Origin of the sequence: Bacteroides sp. (assembly GCF_052357945.1) — a bacterium.
Taxonomy (GTDB): domain Bacteria; phylum Bacteroidota; class Bacteroidia; order Bacteroidales; family Bacteroidaceae; genus Bacteroides.
In genome coordinates, this window is the sequence record NZ_DAWCXD010000129.1 from 1 (window position 1) to 13,910 (window position 13,910).

General features: G+C 41.7%; 9 protein-coding genes and 1 tRNA gene. 4 read left to right on the top strand and 6 right to left on the bottom strand.

The window, feature by feature from the left end:
- Positions 1–130: 130 nt before the first annotated feature.
- From ACT8YW_RS18050 to rho, 4 genes are all read right to left on the bottom strand, one after another.
- A complete protein-coding gene (locus tag ACT8YW_RS18050) occupies positions 131–2,086 on the bottom strand; it encodes a tetratricopeptide repeat-containing sensor histidine kinase (protein WP_149964177.1) in 1,956 nt (651 codons plus the stop codon).
- A complete protein-coding gene (locus ACT8YW_RS18055; protein ID WP_444106578.1) occupies positions 2,083–3,933 on the bottom strand; it encodes an ATP-binding protein in 1,851 nt (616 codons plus the stop codon). The genes ACT8YW_RS18050 and ACT8YW_RS18055 overlap by 4 nt, the downstream gene beginning before the upstream one ends.
- A gap of 90 nt (positions 3,934–4,023) precedes the next feature.
- The gene (locus ACT8YW_RS18060) at positions 4,024–5,490 is read right to left on the bottom strand and encodes a sulfatase family protein (protein WP_444106579.1); all 1,467 of its coding nucleotides are present in this window, start codon (positions 5,488–5,490) and stop codon (positions 4,024–4,026) included.
- Between the two features lie 284 nt (positions 5,491–5,774).
- On the bottom strand, positions 5,775–8,057 hold the full coding sequence (gene rho / locus ACT8YW_RS18065) for a transcription termination factor Rho (protein WP_444106581.1): 2,283 nt from the start codon (positions 8,055–8,057) through the stop codon (positions 5,775–5,777).
- Between the two features lie 238 nt (positions 8,058–8,295).
- Between rho and ACT8YW_RS18070 the strand changes: the two genes are divergently transcribed.
- On the top strand, positions 8,296–9,132 hold the full coding sequence (locus ACT8YW_RS18070; protein WP_444106583.1) for a 4Fe-4S binding protein: 837 nt from the start codon (positions 8,296–8,298) through the stop codon (positions 9,130–9,132).
- Here the strand turns inward: ACT8YW_RS18070 and tilS are convergent.
- Positions 9,117–10,397 carry a tRNA lysidine(34) synthetase TilS gene (tilS, locus tag ACT8YW_RS18075; RefSeq protein WP_444106585.1) on the bottom strand — a complete coding sequence of 427 codons (1,281 nt, stop codon included), beginning with the start codon at positions 10,395–10,397 and terminating at the stop codon, positions 9,117–9,119. The two genes, ACT8YW_RS18070 and tilS, sit on opposite strands and share 16 nt — an antisense overlap.
- 146 nt (positions 10,398–10,543) lie before the next feature.
- Between tilS and feoB the strand changes: the two genes are divergently transcribed.
- The 3 genes from feoB (at position 10,544) to ACT8YW_RS18090 (ending at position 13,365) form a co-directional block, all read left to right on the top strand.
- Entirely contained in the window at positions 10,544–13,030 is a 2,487-nt protein-coding gene (gene feoB, locus ACT8YW_RS18080) for a ferrous iron transport protein B (RefSeq protein WP_004311369.1), read from the top strand.
- Positions 13,027–13,242, top strand: a complete 216-nt coding sequence (locus ACT8YW_RS18085; RefSeq protein ID WP_004300786.1) for a hypothetical protein — start codon at positions 13,027–13,029, stop codon at positions 13,240–13,242. Before feoB ends, ACT8YW_RS18085 begins: the two co-directional genes overlap by 4 nt.
- A 51-nt stretch (positions 13,243–13,293) precedes the next feature.
- Positions 13,294–13,365: transfer RNA gene (locus tag ACT8YW_RS18090), tRNA-Cys, on the top strand.
- 204 nt (positions 13,366–13,569) lie between these two features.
- Here the strand turns inward: ACT8YW_RS18090 and ACT8YW_RS18095 are convergent.
- Entirely contained in the window at positions 13,570–13,854 is a 285-nt protein-coding gene (locus tag ACT8YW_RS18095; RefSeq protein WP_117610426.1) for a DUF3853 family protein, read from the bottom strand.
- Positions 13,855–13,910 lie beyond the last annotated feature (56 nt).

Below are 13,910 nucleotides of genomic sequence, written 5' to 3' on the forward strand. Positions count from 1 at the left end.
ATGCTGTGTCGGTGACATTGATGACATTTTGTGCCAGCAAGCTTAGTAGTATCGGATAACTGACACTCCAAATCTGTTTGTTGGTGTACATAATTAAGTGTTTAAGTTTACACTTTGCAAAGATAGTGCTTTATTTCGATTCGGAAACGATGGGGTAGATGAAAACAATTTCCGGACCTCCGGGAGTTTTATCGTTGACGAGATAGTTTCCTCCGAAATGTTTTAGTAACAACAGGTTGATATCATGCCGGATGATGGTTTCCTGTGATACGAATGCATGGTCTGCCAAAGGTGAATTAGTGATCCGGAAACAAAGCATGTCTTCATTCTGGCTTAATGTGAACCGGATGATTCGTGCTTGCCGGTGTTCTTGTGGGTACACCAGTACGCTAATCAAGGCCTGTGTCAGTCGCATTATATCGGTATGAATTTGGGCGTCCGTTTCGCTGGAAAATTCAATCTGGATACCTGTTTCTTCGTTCCTCATCTGCGCCATGCTGCATGCTTCCTTGCATAGGGTAGTGGCATCATAGTCTTGCAACTGGAACTTCATCATCTGAGCTTCCAAACGGGATAAGTCGAGAACGTCATTGACAAGTCTCATTAACTTCTCCGAACTTTTGTGGATGATGTTTGAGTATTCTTGCCTTATTTCCTTGTCTATATTGGGTTCGCTGGCTATGAGTTGTGAGAAACCGACCACATTGTTGAGTGGGGTACGGATGTTATAGCTCATGTTGGACAGGAAGCGATTTTTTATTTCATTGGTCTTCCGCACGTTTTCTGTTGTTTTCCGGATTTCGTTTTCCGCGTATTTGAGTGCCTTCCGTACCATAAAGAGTCGTGCCATAAAGATAAAAAGCAGAATCAGGATAACAAATATAAAGATCAGATAGGTGAGCTGGATCCGGTTGTTTTCCCTTTTTTGATCCAGTTCTGTTTTTTCGATATTGTATTTGCTTTGTATCTGTGCCATCTGATTGTTTGAGAGTACAGTGGCTGTCGAGTCTTTGATGGCAAGTGCCTGCTCATACAGGGGGATGGCTTTTCCGCTTTGCCCTGCCTGTTTCCATATTCTGGCCTTTTCGAGTAGCTGTTCGGCATAGTCGCTTGTGAAGTCTTTCTTCAACATCGTCAGTGTCGTGTCGATATAATCCGATGCCTGTTGGTAGGCTCCAATTGCCTGGTAATATTTGGCAAATGTGTCGAAATAGAGTACTTTATACATGAAATAAGTATTCTCGTCCAGATATTCTTTAGATTTTACGAGATGTTCATAGGCTTGTTGCGGCTGATGGGTATTCAGGTAATAATAGCTGTAGAACAGTTCATTGAACAGGTATACATCGGCAAATCCCGCTTTTAAGGATGGGTTTGCACTGATGTGGTTATGAAGAGTGTTTTCCAGTTCCTGCAAATATTTGAGTAGTTTTTTATTATCCTTCTTTTCTTTGACAACGGATACTAACTGTGACAATACCGAGATACGGACCACCGGATTTTCTGTCGGAGTGAGTAGCTGGTAGGCAGCCTCCAGTGCTTCTATTCCTTTATCCCAGCGCTGGCTGCCGATATATGCATTACTCAAGCATTGATAGGCAGCCATACTACCCCGGTTACTATTCATTTGGGAGGCTTGCTGTTGCATCTTTTGAGATTCGTTGATAGCAAGTTCGTATTGTTCGTTGAATGTGTACAGGTCTATCTGGAAACGTTTGGCATCAAAGAAGTAATTCCATAAATCTGATTTCCGGGCATGAGGCTCCATTATGGTGAGCCATTTGGCTACACTGTCTTGATTATTACGATTGTAATAGTATAAAATATGGTAGTAAGCAGCCAGACCGGCATATTTGTCATTTCCCAGTTGCAATGCTTCTTTCATTAATGCATCCGAATATTGGATACATTGCTGGTTGTTTTGTTCTATTCTGATGATTTGATTGAGAACATTCAGCCGTGTCGTATCGTACGGTAATGTTTCCAACACCTTTATCAGGCTGTCGGATTCCAAAACAATCTTGGTGCTGGCTTTTCCGGTGAGGGTGCAGCATAATAGAAGGATCAGGAGCAGGACTTGTTTCATTCGGCTTCCTCCTTTCCTTGTTGCTCATGGTAAATGGGGTGTGTGAACAGGAAACGGGCTCCTTCCTCATAATTGGAGTCAATCCATATTTTGCCGCCCAGCTGCTCGATAATGAGTTGGCAGATAGACAGACCGAGTCCTGTCCCTTGAGCATTTTCATTCAGTTTCTCAAAACGGTTGAATATTTTATTCTGATTCTCCGGAGAGATACCGCAACCGGTGTCGGTCACAGAAAACAGTGCTATGTCTTCTGTCTGTTTTTCCAGTTCCATGGTGATGGAACCTTGCGGAGTAAATTTGGTTGCATTGATGAGAAGGTTGATTAATAATTGTTGTAACCTTGCATTGTCTGTCGTCAATTCTAATGAATGGAGAGAGGTCGAAAAACGGACGTTAGCATTCGTTTGTTTTATTTTCTCAACCATGTCGATAACGTTTCTGCATATTGCCACTGCATCACATCGCTCATATTTGAATTTCATCTTGCCTACTTCGAGACTGGACAAGTCGATTACGTCGTTAATCAGCTTGAGTAACAGTTCTGAATTTTGCTGAATAATATCGCTACACTGTTTCCGGGTCTCGTTGTCGATGGATTCTTCCGTCAGGATGGAGGAGAAGCCGGACAACGCATTGAGCGGCGTGCGAATTTCATGGCTCATGTTGGAAAGGAAAAGGCTCTTTGTTCGGATGGAATTTTCTTCTTGCTTTTTCACTTTTTCCAGTTCCTGCTGTGATTGGCGCAGTTTTTTATTTCCTCGTCTGACCAAAAGGATGAAAAATACAATCAGTATGACTATGAATAGGATGGTGAACCAGCTCCAGTAGAGGATTGTCTTCTGTCTGTTTAAGTTGTCCAGTTCATTTTTATCTATTTGGTAGAGGGTGTGCAATTCATTGATTTGGCGAATATAATTCATTGCGTCCAAAGAGTCTTTGTACGTATTGAATATTTCATAAGCTTCACATGCTTCCTTGCTGTTTCCCATTAGTGTAAGTATGTGTGCACGATCTTTCAGTACTTGCAGGGATCTGTATGAGTTGGCTGCTTTGGTATGCGAAAGTAATTCGTCAAGTGTGGTTAGTGCCTGCGTGTATTCTTTGGATTCAGTGTAGTAGCGTGAATACAGGTATTTAATCATTAAATGAAAATATGGGTACTGGTGTTGCCGGCTGATTTGTTCGGTTTGTCGTATATAGTTTAATGCTTCCGGAAGATGATGCGTCTGGATGCGATAGAATGCCTGACAATAAGCAAGGTGAAAATCGTCTTGGGGATTCGTATCCTTGTCAATAACAGATTCGAGTTCTCGGATATTGTCTTCTATATCTGTCATTTGGTGATAGTTGAGCTTCGTCAGGATAAATTGAGACAAGATCGTTTTGATATATTGGTTGGCATGAGGGAGTTTCTGAATGATTTCTAATGCTTCCTTATACGATTCGATGGCAACTTGTGGTGTTGACGAACTTAAATAAGTATTTCCAATGGCGTGTAATGCGAGTGCTGTTCCCAAAGGATAGTCCATTTCTCTGGCTTTCTGGTACATCTGATTGGCCTGGTTGATGGCGAGACTGACGTTGCCTTCTGTGATTAAGGCTTGAACGGTCAGCAGATTTATTTGGAATAGGAGTGGGTGTTGTTGTTCCTTTTGTAATTCCGGTTCTAAAAGTTTTTCCCAGGCAATGATGCTGTCGACAGGGGCGTCCGGACTAAATGGATGATTGTATTCAAGTAAAGGTTGTAATAAAGAAAGACGATCTGAATTTGTACGTGCAGCATATAAGGTGACCGATATTAATGCGGTTACGACTATTGCAATTATATGACGTCTGTGTTTTTTCACCTGATATAAGAATTGCTTGCTTGTAAGTTTATCTGCAAAAGAACTAAAAAGAGTGAAGATTACAAAGAAATCTTCACTCTTTTTTATAATTTATTTTCTTTTGAGTATCTCTCGTACCCCAGGGCCCTCGTGGTTGGGGTAGCCGGGAGTATGGTTTCTGCATCGTGGATCGGCATCTACTTTCAAACTCCGGTAATCGTCTTTGGTGCGGGCGATGTAATCATCAAGCATGGCACGGTGTTCGGCGAGGACTTTACTGTATTTAGGGTCTTTGGCGAGATTCTTGCGTTCTCCCGGATCCTTTTTCATATCATATAGCTCTTCTCCGTTACCTTCCAGATAGTGAGTGTACTTGTATCTCGGTCCGCGTACCATACGTCCGGGAGTAACGACATATTCATATTCGCTATGCCATTCGGAAACGACATAAGGGTGAGTTTTTTTCTGTTTCTCTCCTTTTAATATAGGTGCAAGGCTGATTCCCGGTTTTTCGGCCGGAACAGGAATTCCTGCCAAATCACAAAGGGTAGGCAGAAGATCCAGTGTAGGCTGTGTCAATACTTGGTCTATGGGCTTTTTCTGTTGTTTGATGCCGGGACCTGCAAAGATAAACGGTACGTTGGTCATTTCATCGTAGAAGCTGATGTGTTTGGTCACCATGCGGTGTGAAGCCATCCCATCACCATGGTCAGCCATGATAATAACGATTGTGTTTTTTCCGGCAGGAGTGGAATAGAGGGCTTTCAATACGCTGTCTACTTGCTTGGAAACCATCTTGGTATAGTGTTGGAAAGCAGCAATGTAATGACGGTAATTCTCTTCATTCCAATGAGAGGCTTGGGTCATGCGGCGATGACTGCAGCAGATGTATTGCACAGGTTTGGGGATATTGCTCCAGTCTTCTACATCGAAATTGGCCGGTAGTTCCGGAAGGGTTCCGCTGATGGGGCGGTCGGTATGTACTCCTTCGTTCGCTCCTACAAATCCACAGATATTGTGAGGGTTCTGAAAATCAGCGATACAGATGAATGGTTCTTCCGGCGGATTACTTAGATAAGCAACAGCGTCTTCGCATGTTCCTACATCCAGGAAGCTGTCGTTATTGACCGGGAATTCCGGATCAGTGAATGGCTTGGCTACCGGTTCTTTATGCTTGAATCCTCTAAGTGAACCCATGTCATGCGTTTTTCCGAAGTGTACGGCTTCGTAACCGTTTTCAGAGAAAAGACTTCCTAATGTCGGTACACTTTCGGGAATACGTGGGTTGATAGGTTCGCTGGAGTTGGAACGTACATTGGTTTGATGAGGCATCATGCCACTCCATAAAGCAGCGCGTGAGGGTTGGCTGAGAGGGCAGCCTACATAAGCATTGGAGAAGATAACTCCTCGTGAAGCGACTTCGTCAATAGGGAGGGTGCAGCCTTGTGTTTGTCCGTAAGCTCCCACAACGCGTTGTGTTAAATGGTCGCACTGGATAATCAGGAAATTGGGCTTTTCTTGAGCCTGCGCTGTCACGCTGCACAGGGCTAATCCCATGAATGGATAAATAGTTTTCATTACTGGTTAGAATTAAGTAATATTTGATTTGGAAGCAAAAGTAGGAAAAAAGGAAACGTAAAAAAGGGCGAGGTAGTAGTTTTGGACGCAAATGAAAGTATTTTGTACAAAAATGAAAGGTGTGGCAGGCGGTTAGGGTGAACTATCGGTGATGAGTGTTGAATGATAAGTGATAAACGGCAGGTGATGAGTCATAAAACGGGTTACTGAAAAAGAAAACGGTGAATAAACTGCACTTGTTATGGCGCAGTTTGTTCACCGTTTATTTATAAGTTTGCTGTTGATTAGCTGTTCATGCTCATCAGGAATTCGTCGTTGTCTCTGGTTTTTTCCAGACGGTCTTTAACGAAGTCCATTGCTTCGATCGGATTCATGTCGGCAAGATATTTGCGTAATATCCACATGCGGTCAAGAGTTGTTTTATCAAGCAACAGGTCGTCGCGACGAGTGCTGGATGCGGTAATGTTGACCGCCGGGAAGATACGTTTGTTGGACAGGTTACGGTCGAGCTGTAATTCCATGTTACCTGTACCTTTGAATTCTTCGAAGATAACTTCGTCCATTTTAGAACCGGTATCGATCAATGCGGTAGCGATAATGGTCAGTGAACCACCGTTTTCAATATTACGGGCAGCACCGAAGAAGCGTTTAGGTTTATGAAGTGCATTTGCATCCACACCACCGGAAAGAACTTTACCGGATGCAGGAGATACTGTATTGTATGCACGAGCCAGACGAGTGATAGAATCAAGGAAGATAACTACGTCGTGACCACATTCTACCAGACGTTTTGCCTTTTCCAATACGATACCTGCAATTTTTACGTGGCGTTCTGCCGGTTCGTCGAAAGTAGAAGCGATTACTTCTGCATTAACGCTGCGTGCCATGTCTGTTACTTCTTCCGGGCGTTCGTCAATCAGCAACATAATCATGTAAACTTCCGGGTGGTTGGCTGCGATAGCGTTGGCGATATCTTTCATTAAGATGGTCTTACCTGTCTTTGGTTGGGCAACAATCAATGCACGTTGGCCTTTACCGATAGGAGCGAAAAGATCGACGACACGGGCAGACATAGAGTCTGAATAACCGCCTTTGCAAAGTTTGAACTTTTCATCCGGGAAGAGAGGTGTCAGATGTTCGAAAGGAACACGGTCGCGAACGAAAGCTGCGTCACGTCCGTTGATCTTCGAAACCTTTACCAATGGGAAATATTTTTCTCCTTCTTTGGGTGGACGGATAACTCCTTCTACTACATCACCGGTTTTCAGACCAAATAGTTTGATTTGAGACTGTGATACGTAAATATCGTCCGGAGAAGAAAGGTAGTTATAGTCGGAAGAACGGAGGAATCCGTATCCGTCCTGCATAATTTCCAAAACACCTACTCCGTTGAGAATATCGTCGAATTCATAAGGCTTTTCGCGCTCAATAACTTTGCGTTCCTGCTGTTGTTGTATCGGAAGGTTTTCACCCGCATTGTTCTGCTGAGCGGCACGTGGTATCGGTAAGCGTTGTTGATTTGGGTTCTGAACCTGATTCTGGTTATTGTTGTTACGCTGGAAATTATTATTGTTGCTATTGTTATTATTGGCGTTATTGCCATTGTTGTTAGCATTGTTATTGCCGTTGTTATTGTCGCGTGAGCGAACAATACGCGGACGTTGCTGCTGGGACTGCTGCTGTTGAGATTGTTGTTGCTGTTGAGGATGAGATGGCTGTTCCGGTGCTGTCTGTGCTGATTCTGTTTTAGTAGCTTCGAATTTTCCGAATAATTCGGTAGGAAGTTCTATTTTTTCGGAAGGCAGATCTTCGATTGGAATAAAATCATCGTCGTCAACGCTGGATAAGATATTGCTTTCCTCGTCGATAACGGGTGCAGCTTTCTTTTGTGGTTTATCTATTACCTTTTTCTCTACAACAGGTTTGTTAGGTTCAGTAGCCGGTTTATTTGTTTCTGCAACAGGCTTATTTGCTTCTGCAGCTGGTTTGTTTTTTGCTTTCTTCTCGGCTGTTTGCTGTTGTACCGGAGCTGGCTTTTCCGTAGTACCAGTAGCTTTCTCTGCAACAGCAGGTTTAGGCTCCACTACTTTGGGTGCTGCCGGTTTTGCATTTTCTACTTCTTTTTTCTCTTCTGCGTCAGAGTTCTTACGAGGACGGCCTACTTTACGCTTGGGAGTAGCAGTGTTTTCTGCTTTAGCTTCTACAACAACAGTTTCTTTTTCTTTGTTTGTACTTTCTTCTTTCTTGGAAGGTTGTGGTGCAGCTTTTACAGGAGCGGCCTCTTTTGTTTTGTTAGCCTCTCCACTCTTTGTTGCGGAAACCACTTTGTCTTCTTTTTGGGTAGGAGCTACCCGTGAACGCTTTTTCTTTTGTTCTTCATTTTTGCGTTCTTCTTTTAGCTTATCTGCGGCAACTTTCTTTGTAGCTCCTACAATGGCCTGTTCATCGAGTATTTTATAAACAAGGTCTTCTTTTTTGTATGAGTCTGCTTTTTTTATGCCTAACTCTTTGGCAATAACTTGAAGTTCCGACAGATTTTTGTCGTTTAATTGGATAATGTTATACATATAGTATGGTAAGTTATTAATATTTCTTTTTTTTGCTGAATTATGGACAGCATTACTACAGCTCATGGCTACAGATATGCGAGCATACGTTTTGTTTTTTATTCTGAATTAGGGATGTATATGTTGAATCGTAGAATGTTTCAACGGGGCAAAGATAATAATTTTTTTTGGTTTCATGAACAATCAAACAATTTTTTTCCACGTAAAAGTGTATCTTTGCTACATAAAAGAAAATAGTATGACAGTAAATGAAGCTCATTTAATTTATTTTTCGCCTACACACACATCTAAACAAGTTGCGGAGGCTATTGTTCACGGGACGGGCATAAAAAATATTTTTCCTATCAATGTGACGCAGAAGATTGCGGATGAAATTGTGATTCCTACATCTTCTTTGGCTATTATTGTAGTGCCTGTGTATGGAGGACATGTCGCTCCTTTGGCAATGGAACGTTTGCAGTATATCCGTGGAGTGGATACTCCTACCGTTTTGGCTGTGGTTTACGGAAATCGCGCTTATGAAAAAGCTTTAATGGAGCTGGATGCTTTTGCTATTCCTCACGGATTTAAAGTAATTGCCGGGGCAACTTTTATTGGAGAACATTCATATAGTACCGACAAATACCCGATTGCAGTGGGACGTCCAGATGAATCGGATTTAGCTTTTGCTGAGGAGTTTGGGAAGAAAATCATGGAAAAAATACAGACAGCTGATAGTATGGATACCCTTTATCCGGTGGATGTACGTGCTATCAAACGTCCGAGTCAGCCATTCTTTCCTTTGTTCCGTTTTTTGAGGAAAGTCATCAAGTTACGTAAAAGTGGGACACCGCTTCCCCGCGCTCCTTGGATGGAAGATGAGGACTTGTGTACCCATTGCGGATTATGTGTGGTCCGTTGTCCGGCAGGGGCTATAACAAAAGGGGACGAGCTACATACGGATGAGGCTAAATGTATCAAATGTTGCGCCTGTGTAAAAGCTTGCGTAAGAAAAGCAAGGGTATACGATACCCCTTTTGCAGCTTTGTTATCAGATTGCTTCAAGAAACAGAAGTTGCCTCAAACTATTTTGTAGATCACGACACGCTTAGTCGTTTTATCAATACGAAAGCGGTTGTCTGTTCGTTCGCCTATCAGCCATGCGATATGTTCTCCACAGCAGAGTACCCATTGGCGTTCTTTTTGGCTGATAGAAAATTTGTGGTCGGTGAGATAATCGCTTATTTTTTTCTTTCCTTTCATTCCAAAAGGAATAAAAGTGTCTCCCGGCTGCCATTTTCGGTAATGAATTTCTCCATTCAGTTTGTCGGCATCAAAACAGGCAGTTCCTTTTTCGCGTGGAATTAGAAAGTCCGGAGTATATTCTCTTTCTTCTTTGATGATTTGAAAAGGAGGAAGAGTCTCATTTTCAGATTCAGCTGTTTCTATTAATAGGAATTCTCTGTCTTTTATCACTCTCCATTCTTTGCTACAGAATTGCTTGCCCGGTTGGCTATGAAGCGAATGAGCGATATCTTTGATTTGTGCGGAATTGAATCCTAGAGGATGCAGGACTTCGAATAAGATGGCTTCGGGTGCCGATTCCTTTACCAAATCACTGATCCGGATACCTTCTGCCGTAATGATTTTCTTTTTAGTTTCCTCTATACATTTATTATATATAGTGGCTACATCATTTAGATAATTACTCATATCTACCAGGGTATTTTTGACTGACGGATTAATTTCCTGCATGAGGGGAAGGAAGTTGAGCCGGATTTTATTACGGGTATATTCGTCTTCCAGATTGGTGCTGTCTGTCACATAATCTTGTCCGATGTTTTGCAGGTAACGAATTATTTCTTCCCGGTTGATACAAAGCAGAGGGCGTACGATGGCTCCATTACGGGGGCGGATTCCTAACAGACCGGTAATTCCTGTTCCCCGAATCAGGTTAAGTAGTATAGTTTCTATGCTATCATCCTGGTGATGGGCCACAGCGACAACATCTGCCTGACATTCTTTTCTAATTTTCTCGAACCATTGGTAGCGGAGTTCCCGTGCGGCCATTTCAATCGAAATATGTTTTTCCGTTGCATATTGGGTCGTGTTGAAATCAATGGTATGTAAATGGATTTCCATTCTTTCGCAAAGTTGGCGGACAAATAACTCGTCCCGGTCTGACTCTTTGCCTCGCAGGTGGAAATTACAATGTGCGGCTTCGCAATGATAGCCTGCTGTATGCAGAATATATAGTAATGCCACCGAGTCGGCACCACCACTCAATGCAATCAGGATTTTATCATCTGGTGAGAATAAATGTTCCTTTTCTATATATTTTGTAACGCGTTGTTGTATCATACCTGCAAAGATACAAGTTTATCAATAAGTTTTTTTATTTTTTTCTGAATCTTTTAGAGGATGAAAAAAGCTGCTATTTAAAAACATTCTAAATAATTTGCATGCTCCGAAGTTATGAATTATCTTTGCCAAAAATTTTGAGAGTTATGCGTTTGTCCGAATTAAAAACAGGAGAAAAAGGTGTTATTGTAAAGGTATTGGGGCACGGTGGTTTTCGTAAACGTATTGTGGAGATGGGCTTCATTAAAGGTAAAACGGTTGAAGTGCTGTTGAATGCTCCGCTAAAAGATCCCATAAAATATAAAGTTTTAGGTTATGAAATTTCTCTTCGTCGTCAGGAAGCTGAAATGATCGAAGTTATCAGCGAAGAGGAAGCAAAGAAACTGGCCGAGAAGACCGTTTATCATGAAGGATTGCCTGAAGACCTTTCAGTAAAAGAAGAAGATATGAAACGGTTGGCGTTAGGTAAACGCCGTACTATTAATGTTGCTTTGGTCGGAAATCCGAACAGTGGCAAGACTTCTTTATTTAATCTTGCATCCGGTGCTCATGAGCATGTTGGAAACTACAGCGGCGTAACCGTGGATGCCAAAGAAGGTTATTTTGATTTCGAAGGCTATCATTTCCGTATTGTCGATTTGCCGGGAACTTATTCTTTGTCTGCTTATACGCCGGAAGAAATCTATGTGCGTCGTCATATTATCGATGAAACTCCGGACGTGATTATTAATGTAGTCGATTCCTCTAATCTGGAGCGAAACTTATATCTGACTACTCAATTGATAGATATGAATGTCCGCATGGTGGTAGCTCTGAATATTTATGATGAGTTGGAAGCCAGTGGAAATACATTGGATTATCATCTGTTGAGTAAGTTGTTCGGGGTGCCGATGTTGCCTACTGTCAGTAAGAAAAATCGTGGATTGGATACCTTGTTTCATGTTGTTATCAATCTGTATGAAGGAGTAGACTTCTTTGATAAACAGGGAAATATGAATCCGGAAGTTCTTAAGGATTTGACCGAATGGCATGATTCTCTGGAAGATCGTAAGAACCACGAGGAAGAGCATTTGGAAGATTATGTACGTGAACATAAAAAGACAGGGCGTGTCTTCCGGCATATTCATATCAATCATGGTCCTGATATCGAAAAAGCGATTGAAGCTGTAAAAAGTGAGGTTTCCAAAAACGAATTTATCCGTCATAAATATTCTACCCGTTTCCTCTCCATTAAATTGTTGGAGAATGATCCTGACATTGAGCGCATTGTGCGGACATTACCAAATGCGGATGAGATATTCCATGTCCGTGATAAGATGTCGAAGCGTGTTCAGGACACAATGAATGAGGATTGTGAATCGGCTATTACGGATGCTAAATATGGATTTATCAGTGGTGCACTGAAGGAGACATTCACAGATAATCACTTGGAGCAGGCGCAGACAACAAAAGTGCTGGATTCGATCGTAACTCACCGTGTCTGGGGATTTCCTATTTTTTTCCTTTTTATGTATCTGATGTTTGAAGGTACGTTTGTCATTGGAGAATATCCGATGATGGGGATTGAATGGCTTGTCGAGCAGATTGGTGACTTGTTACGCAATAATATGGCGGAAGGTCCATTTAAAGATTTGCTGATTGATGGAATTATTGGTGGGGTAGGAGCGGTTATTGTCTTTTTGCCGAATATCTTGATTTTGTATTTCTGCATTTCTCTTATGGAAGATTCGGGTTATATGGCTCGTGCAGCTTTTATCATGGATAAAATCATGCATAAAATGGGATTGCACGGAAAATCATTCATTCCTTTGATTATGGGATTTGGATGCAATGTACCTGCTATTATAGCTTCCCGTACTATTGAGAACCGGAAGAGCCGTCTTATTACAATGTTGGTAAATCCTTTGATGTCTTGCAGTGCGCGTCTGCCAATTTATTTATTGTTGGTGGGTGCTTTCTTCCCGAACAATGCAAGTCTGGTGTTGTTAAGTATTTATGTGATTGGTATTGTACTGGCTGTGGTAATGGCCCGCTTGTTTAGCAAGTTTCTGGTGAAGGGTGATGATACTCCATTTGTGATGGAACTTCCACCTTACCGTATGCCGACAGCAAAATCGATCTTCCGTCACACATGGGAAAAGGGAGCGCAGTATTTGAAAAAGATGGGAGGCATTATTATGATTGCTTCTATTATAATCTGGTTCTTGGGGTATTATCCGAATCATGATGCTTATGAAACAGTTGCCGAGCAGCAGGAAAATTCTTATATCGGCCAGTTGGGACGTGGTATAGAGCCAGTTATAAAACCACTGGGATTTGATTGGAAACTAGGTATTGGCTTGCTTTCCGGTGTGGGAGCGAAAGAATTGGTAGTAAGTACATTAGGTGTCTTATATGCAGATGATCCGGATGCTGATTCAGTAAGTTTGGCAGAACGAATTCCGATTACTCCATTGGTTGCTTTCTGTTATATGTTGTTTGTATTGATTTACTTCCCGTGTATTGCGGCGATAGCGGCTATAAAACAGGAATCGGGTAGTTGGAAATGGGCGCTTTTTGCTGCTTGTTACACAACGGGATTGGCTTGGCTTGTATCATTTGCTGTTTATCAGATTGGAGGATTGTTTGTATGAATAATTGGCAAGATTGGGTAGTCGGAGTACTGGTTGTACTCTGCATTGCCCGCGTCATATATGGAATATTTCGTTTTTTTCGTCGTACGCGAGAAAATCAGAATCCTTGTGACAGCTGTGTAAGTGGCTGTGAACTAAAGGATATGATGGACAAGAAACGCGGAGAGTGCGATGTAAAGAAAAAAAGTACAAAGAAAAATTGCTGCGGATAGTTGGTAGTTTCAAAATTTGTACTACCTTTGCAACCGCAAACGAGAAATAATGGTTCCTTGGATGAGTGGCTTAGTCAGCGGTCTGCAAAACCGTGTACGGCGGTTCGAATCCGCCAGGAACCTCACGAAGCCCTTTCAGATGTTTTCTGGAAGGGTTTTTCTTTGCTCTTAACTGAAAATGGTACTACATTGGTACTACAAAATTAGGGTAGGAAAAGTGTGATTCTTCTTCTCACATGTGTAATGACTACGGAAAAATCTTTGTAGTGTATCAGTTCCAAATAGCGGTATTCGGAAGTTTGGTTCTAATAACTTTCATTATTGCAATTAATTTTGCTTTCCGAATAATTCTAAAGCCAAATCATGATCTATTACAATAGTTCTCCCTCTTTGTTTTATTGCCTCATCTAGTATTCCCGATGATTTTATTTTTGAAGCATGTCGCTTTGTGCAGTGTAATAAATCGGCTAATCCCTGTAAACCATATACATATCTTTTTTCTTCTATCTGTTTGATTTTTGAGATAAGGCTGGTTATTAGTTCTTTTAAATCTCCTACTGTTAAGTCAATTAGGCGAGTGTCGTCTGAAAATCTTCTTTCTATTCCTATCATAGTATTATTAATGCGAATCAGTATTTGATTTATTAGTTAAAAATTAGCGTAATTAG

What these genes read in the sequence shown, in the direction of transcription:
- ACT8YW_RS18070 (WP_444106583.1), top strand. Translation starts at nt 8,296, where the DNA reads ATGACAGTAAATGAAGCTCATTTAATTTATTTTTCGCCTACACACACA.
- feoB (WP_004311369.1), top strand. Translation starts at nt 10,544, where the DNA reads ATGCGTTTGTCCGAATTAAAAACAGGAGAAAAAGGTGTTATTGTAAAG.
- rho (WP_444106581.1), bottom strand. Translation starts at nt 8,057, where the DNA reads ATGTATAACATTATCCAATTAAACGACAAAAATCTGTCGGAACTTCAA.
- ACT8YW_RS18095 (WP_117610426.1), bottom strand. Translation starts at nt 13,854, where the DNA reads ATGATAGGAATAGAAAGAAGATTTTCAGACGACACTCGCCTAATTGAC.
- tilS (WP_444106585.1), bottom strand. Translation starts at nt 10,397, where the DNA reads ATGATACAACAACGCGTTACAAAATATATAGAAAAGGAACATTTATTC.
- ACT8YW_RS18085 (WP_004300786.1), top strand. Translation starts at nt 13,027, where the DNA reads ATGAATAATTGGCAAGATTGGGTAGTCGGAGTACTGGTTGTACTCTGC.
- ACT8YW_RS18060 (WP_444106579.1), bottom strand. Translation starts at nt 5,490, where the DNA reads ATGAAAACTATTTATCCATTCATGGGATTAGCCCTGTGCAGCGTGACA.
- ACT8YW_RS18050 (WP_149964177.1), bottom strand. Translation starts at nt 2,086, where the DNA reads ATGAAACAAGTCCTGCTCCTGATCCTTCTATTATGCTGCACCCTCACC.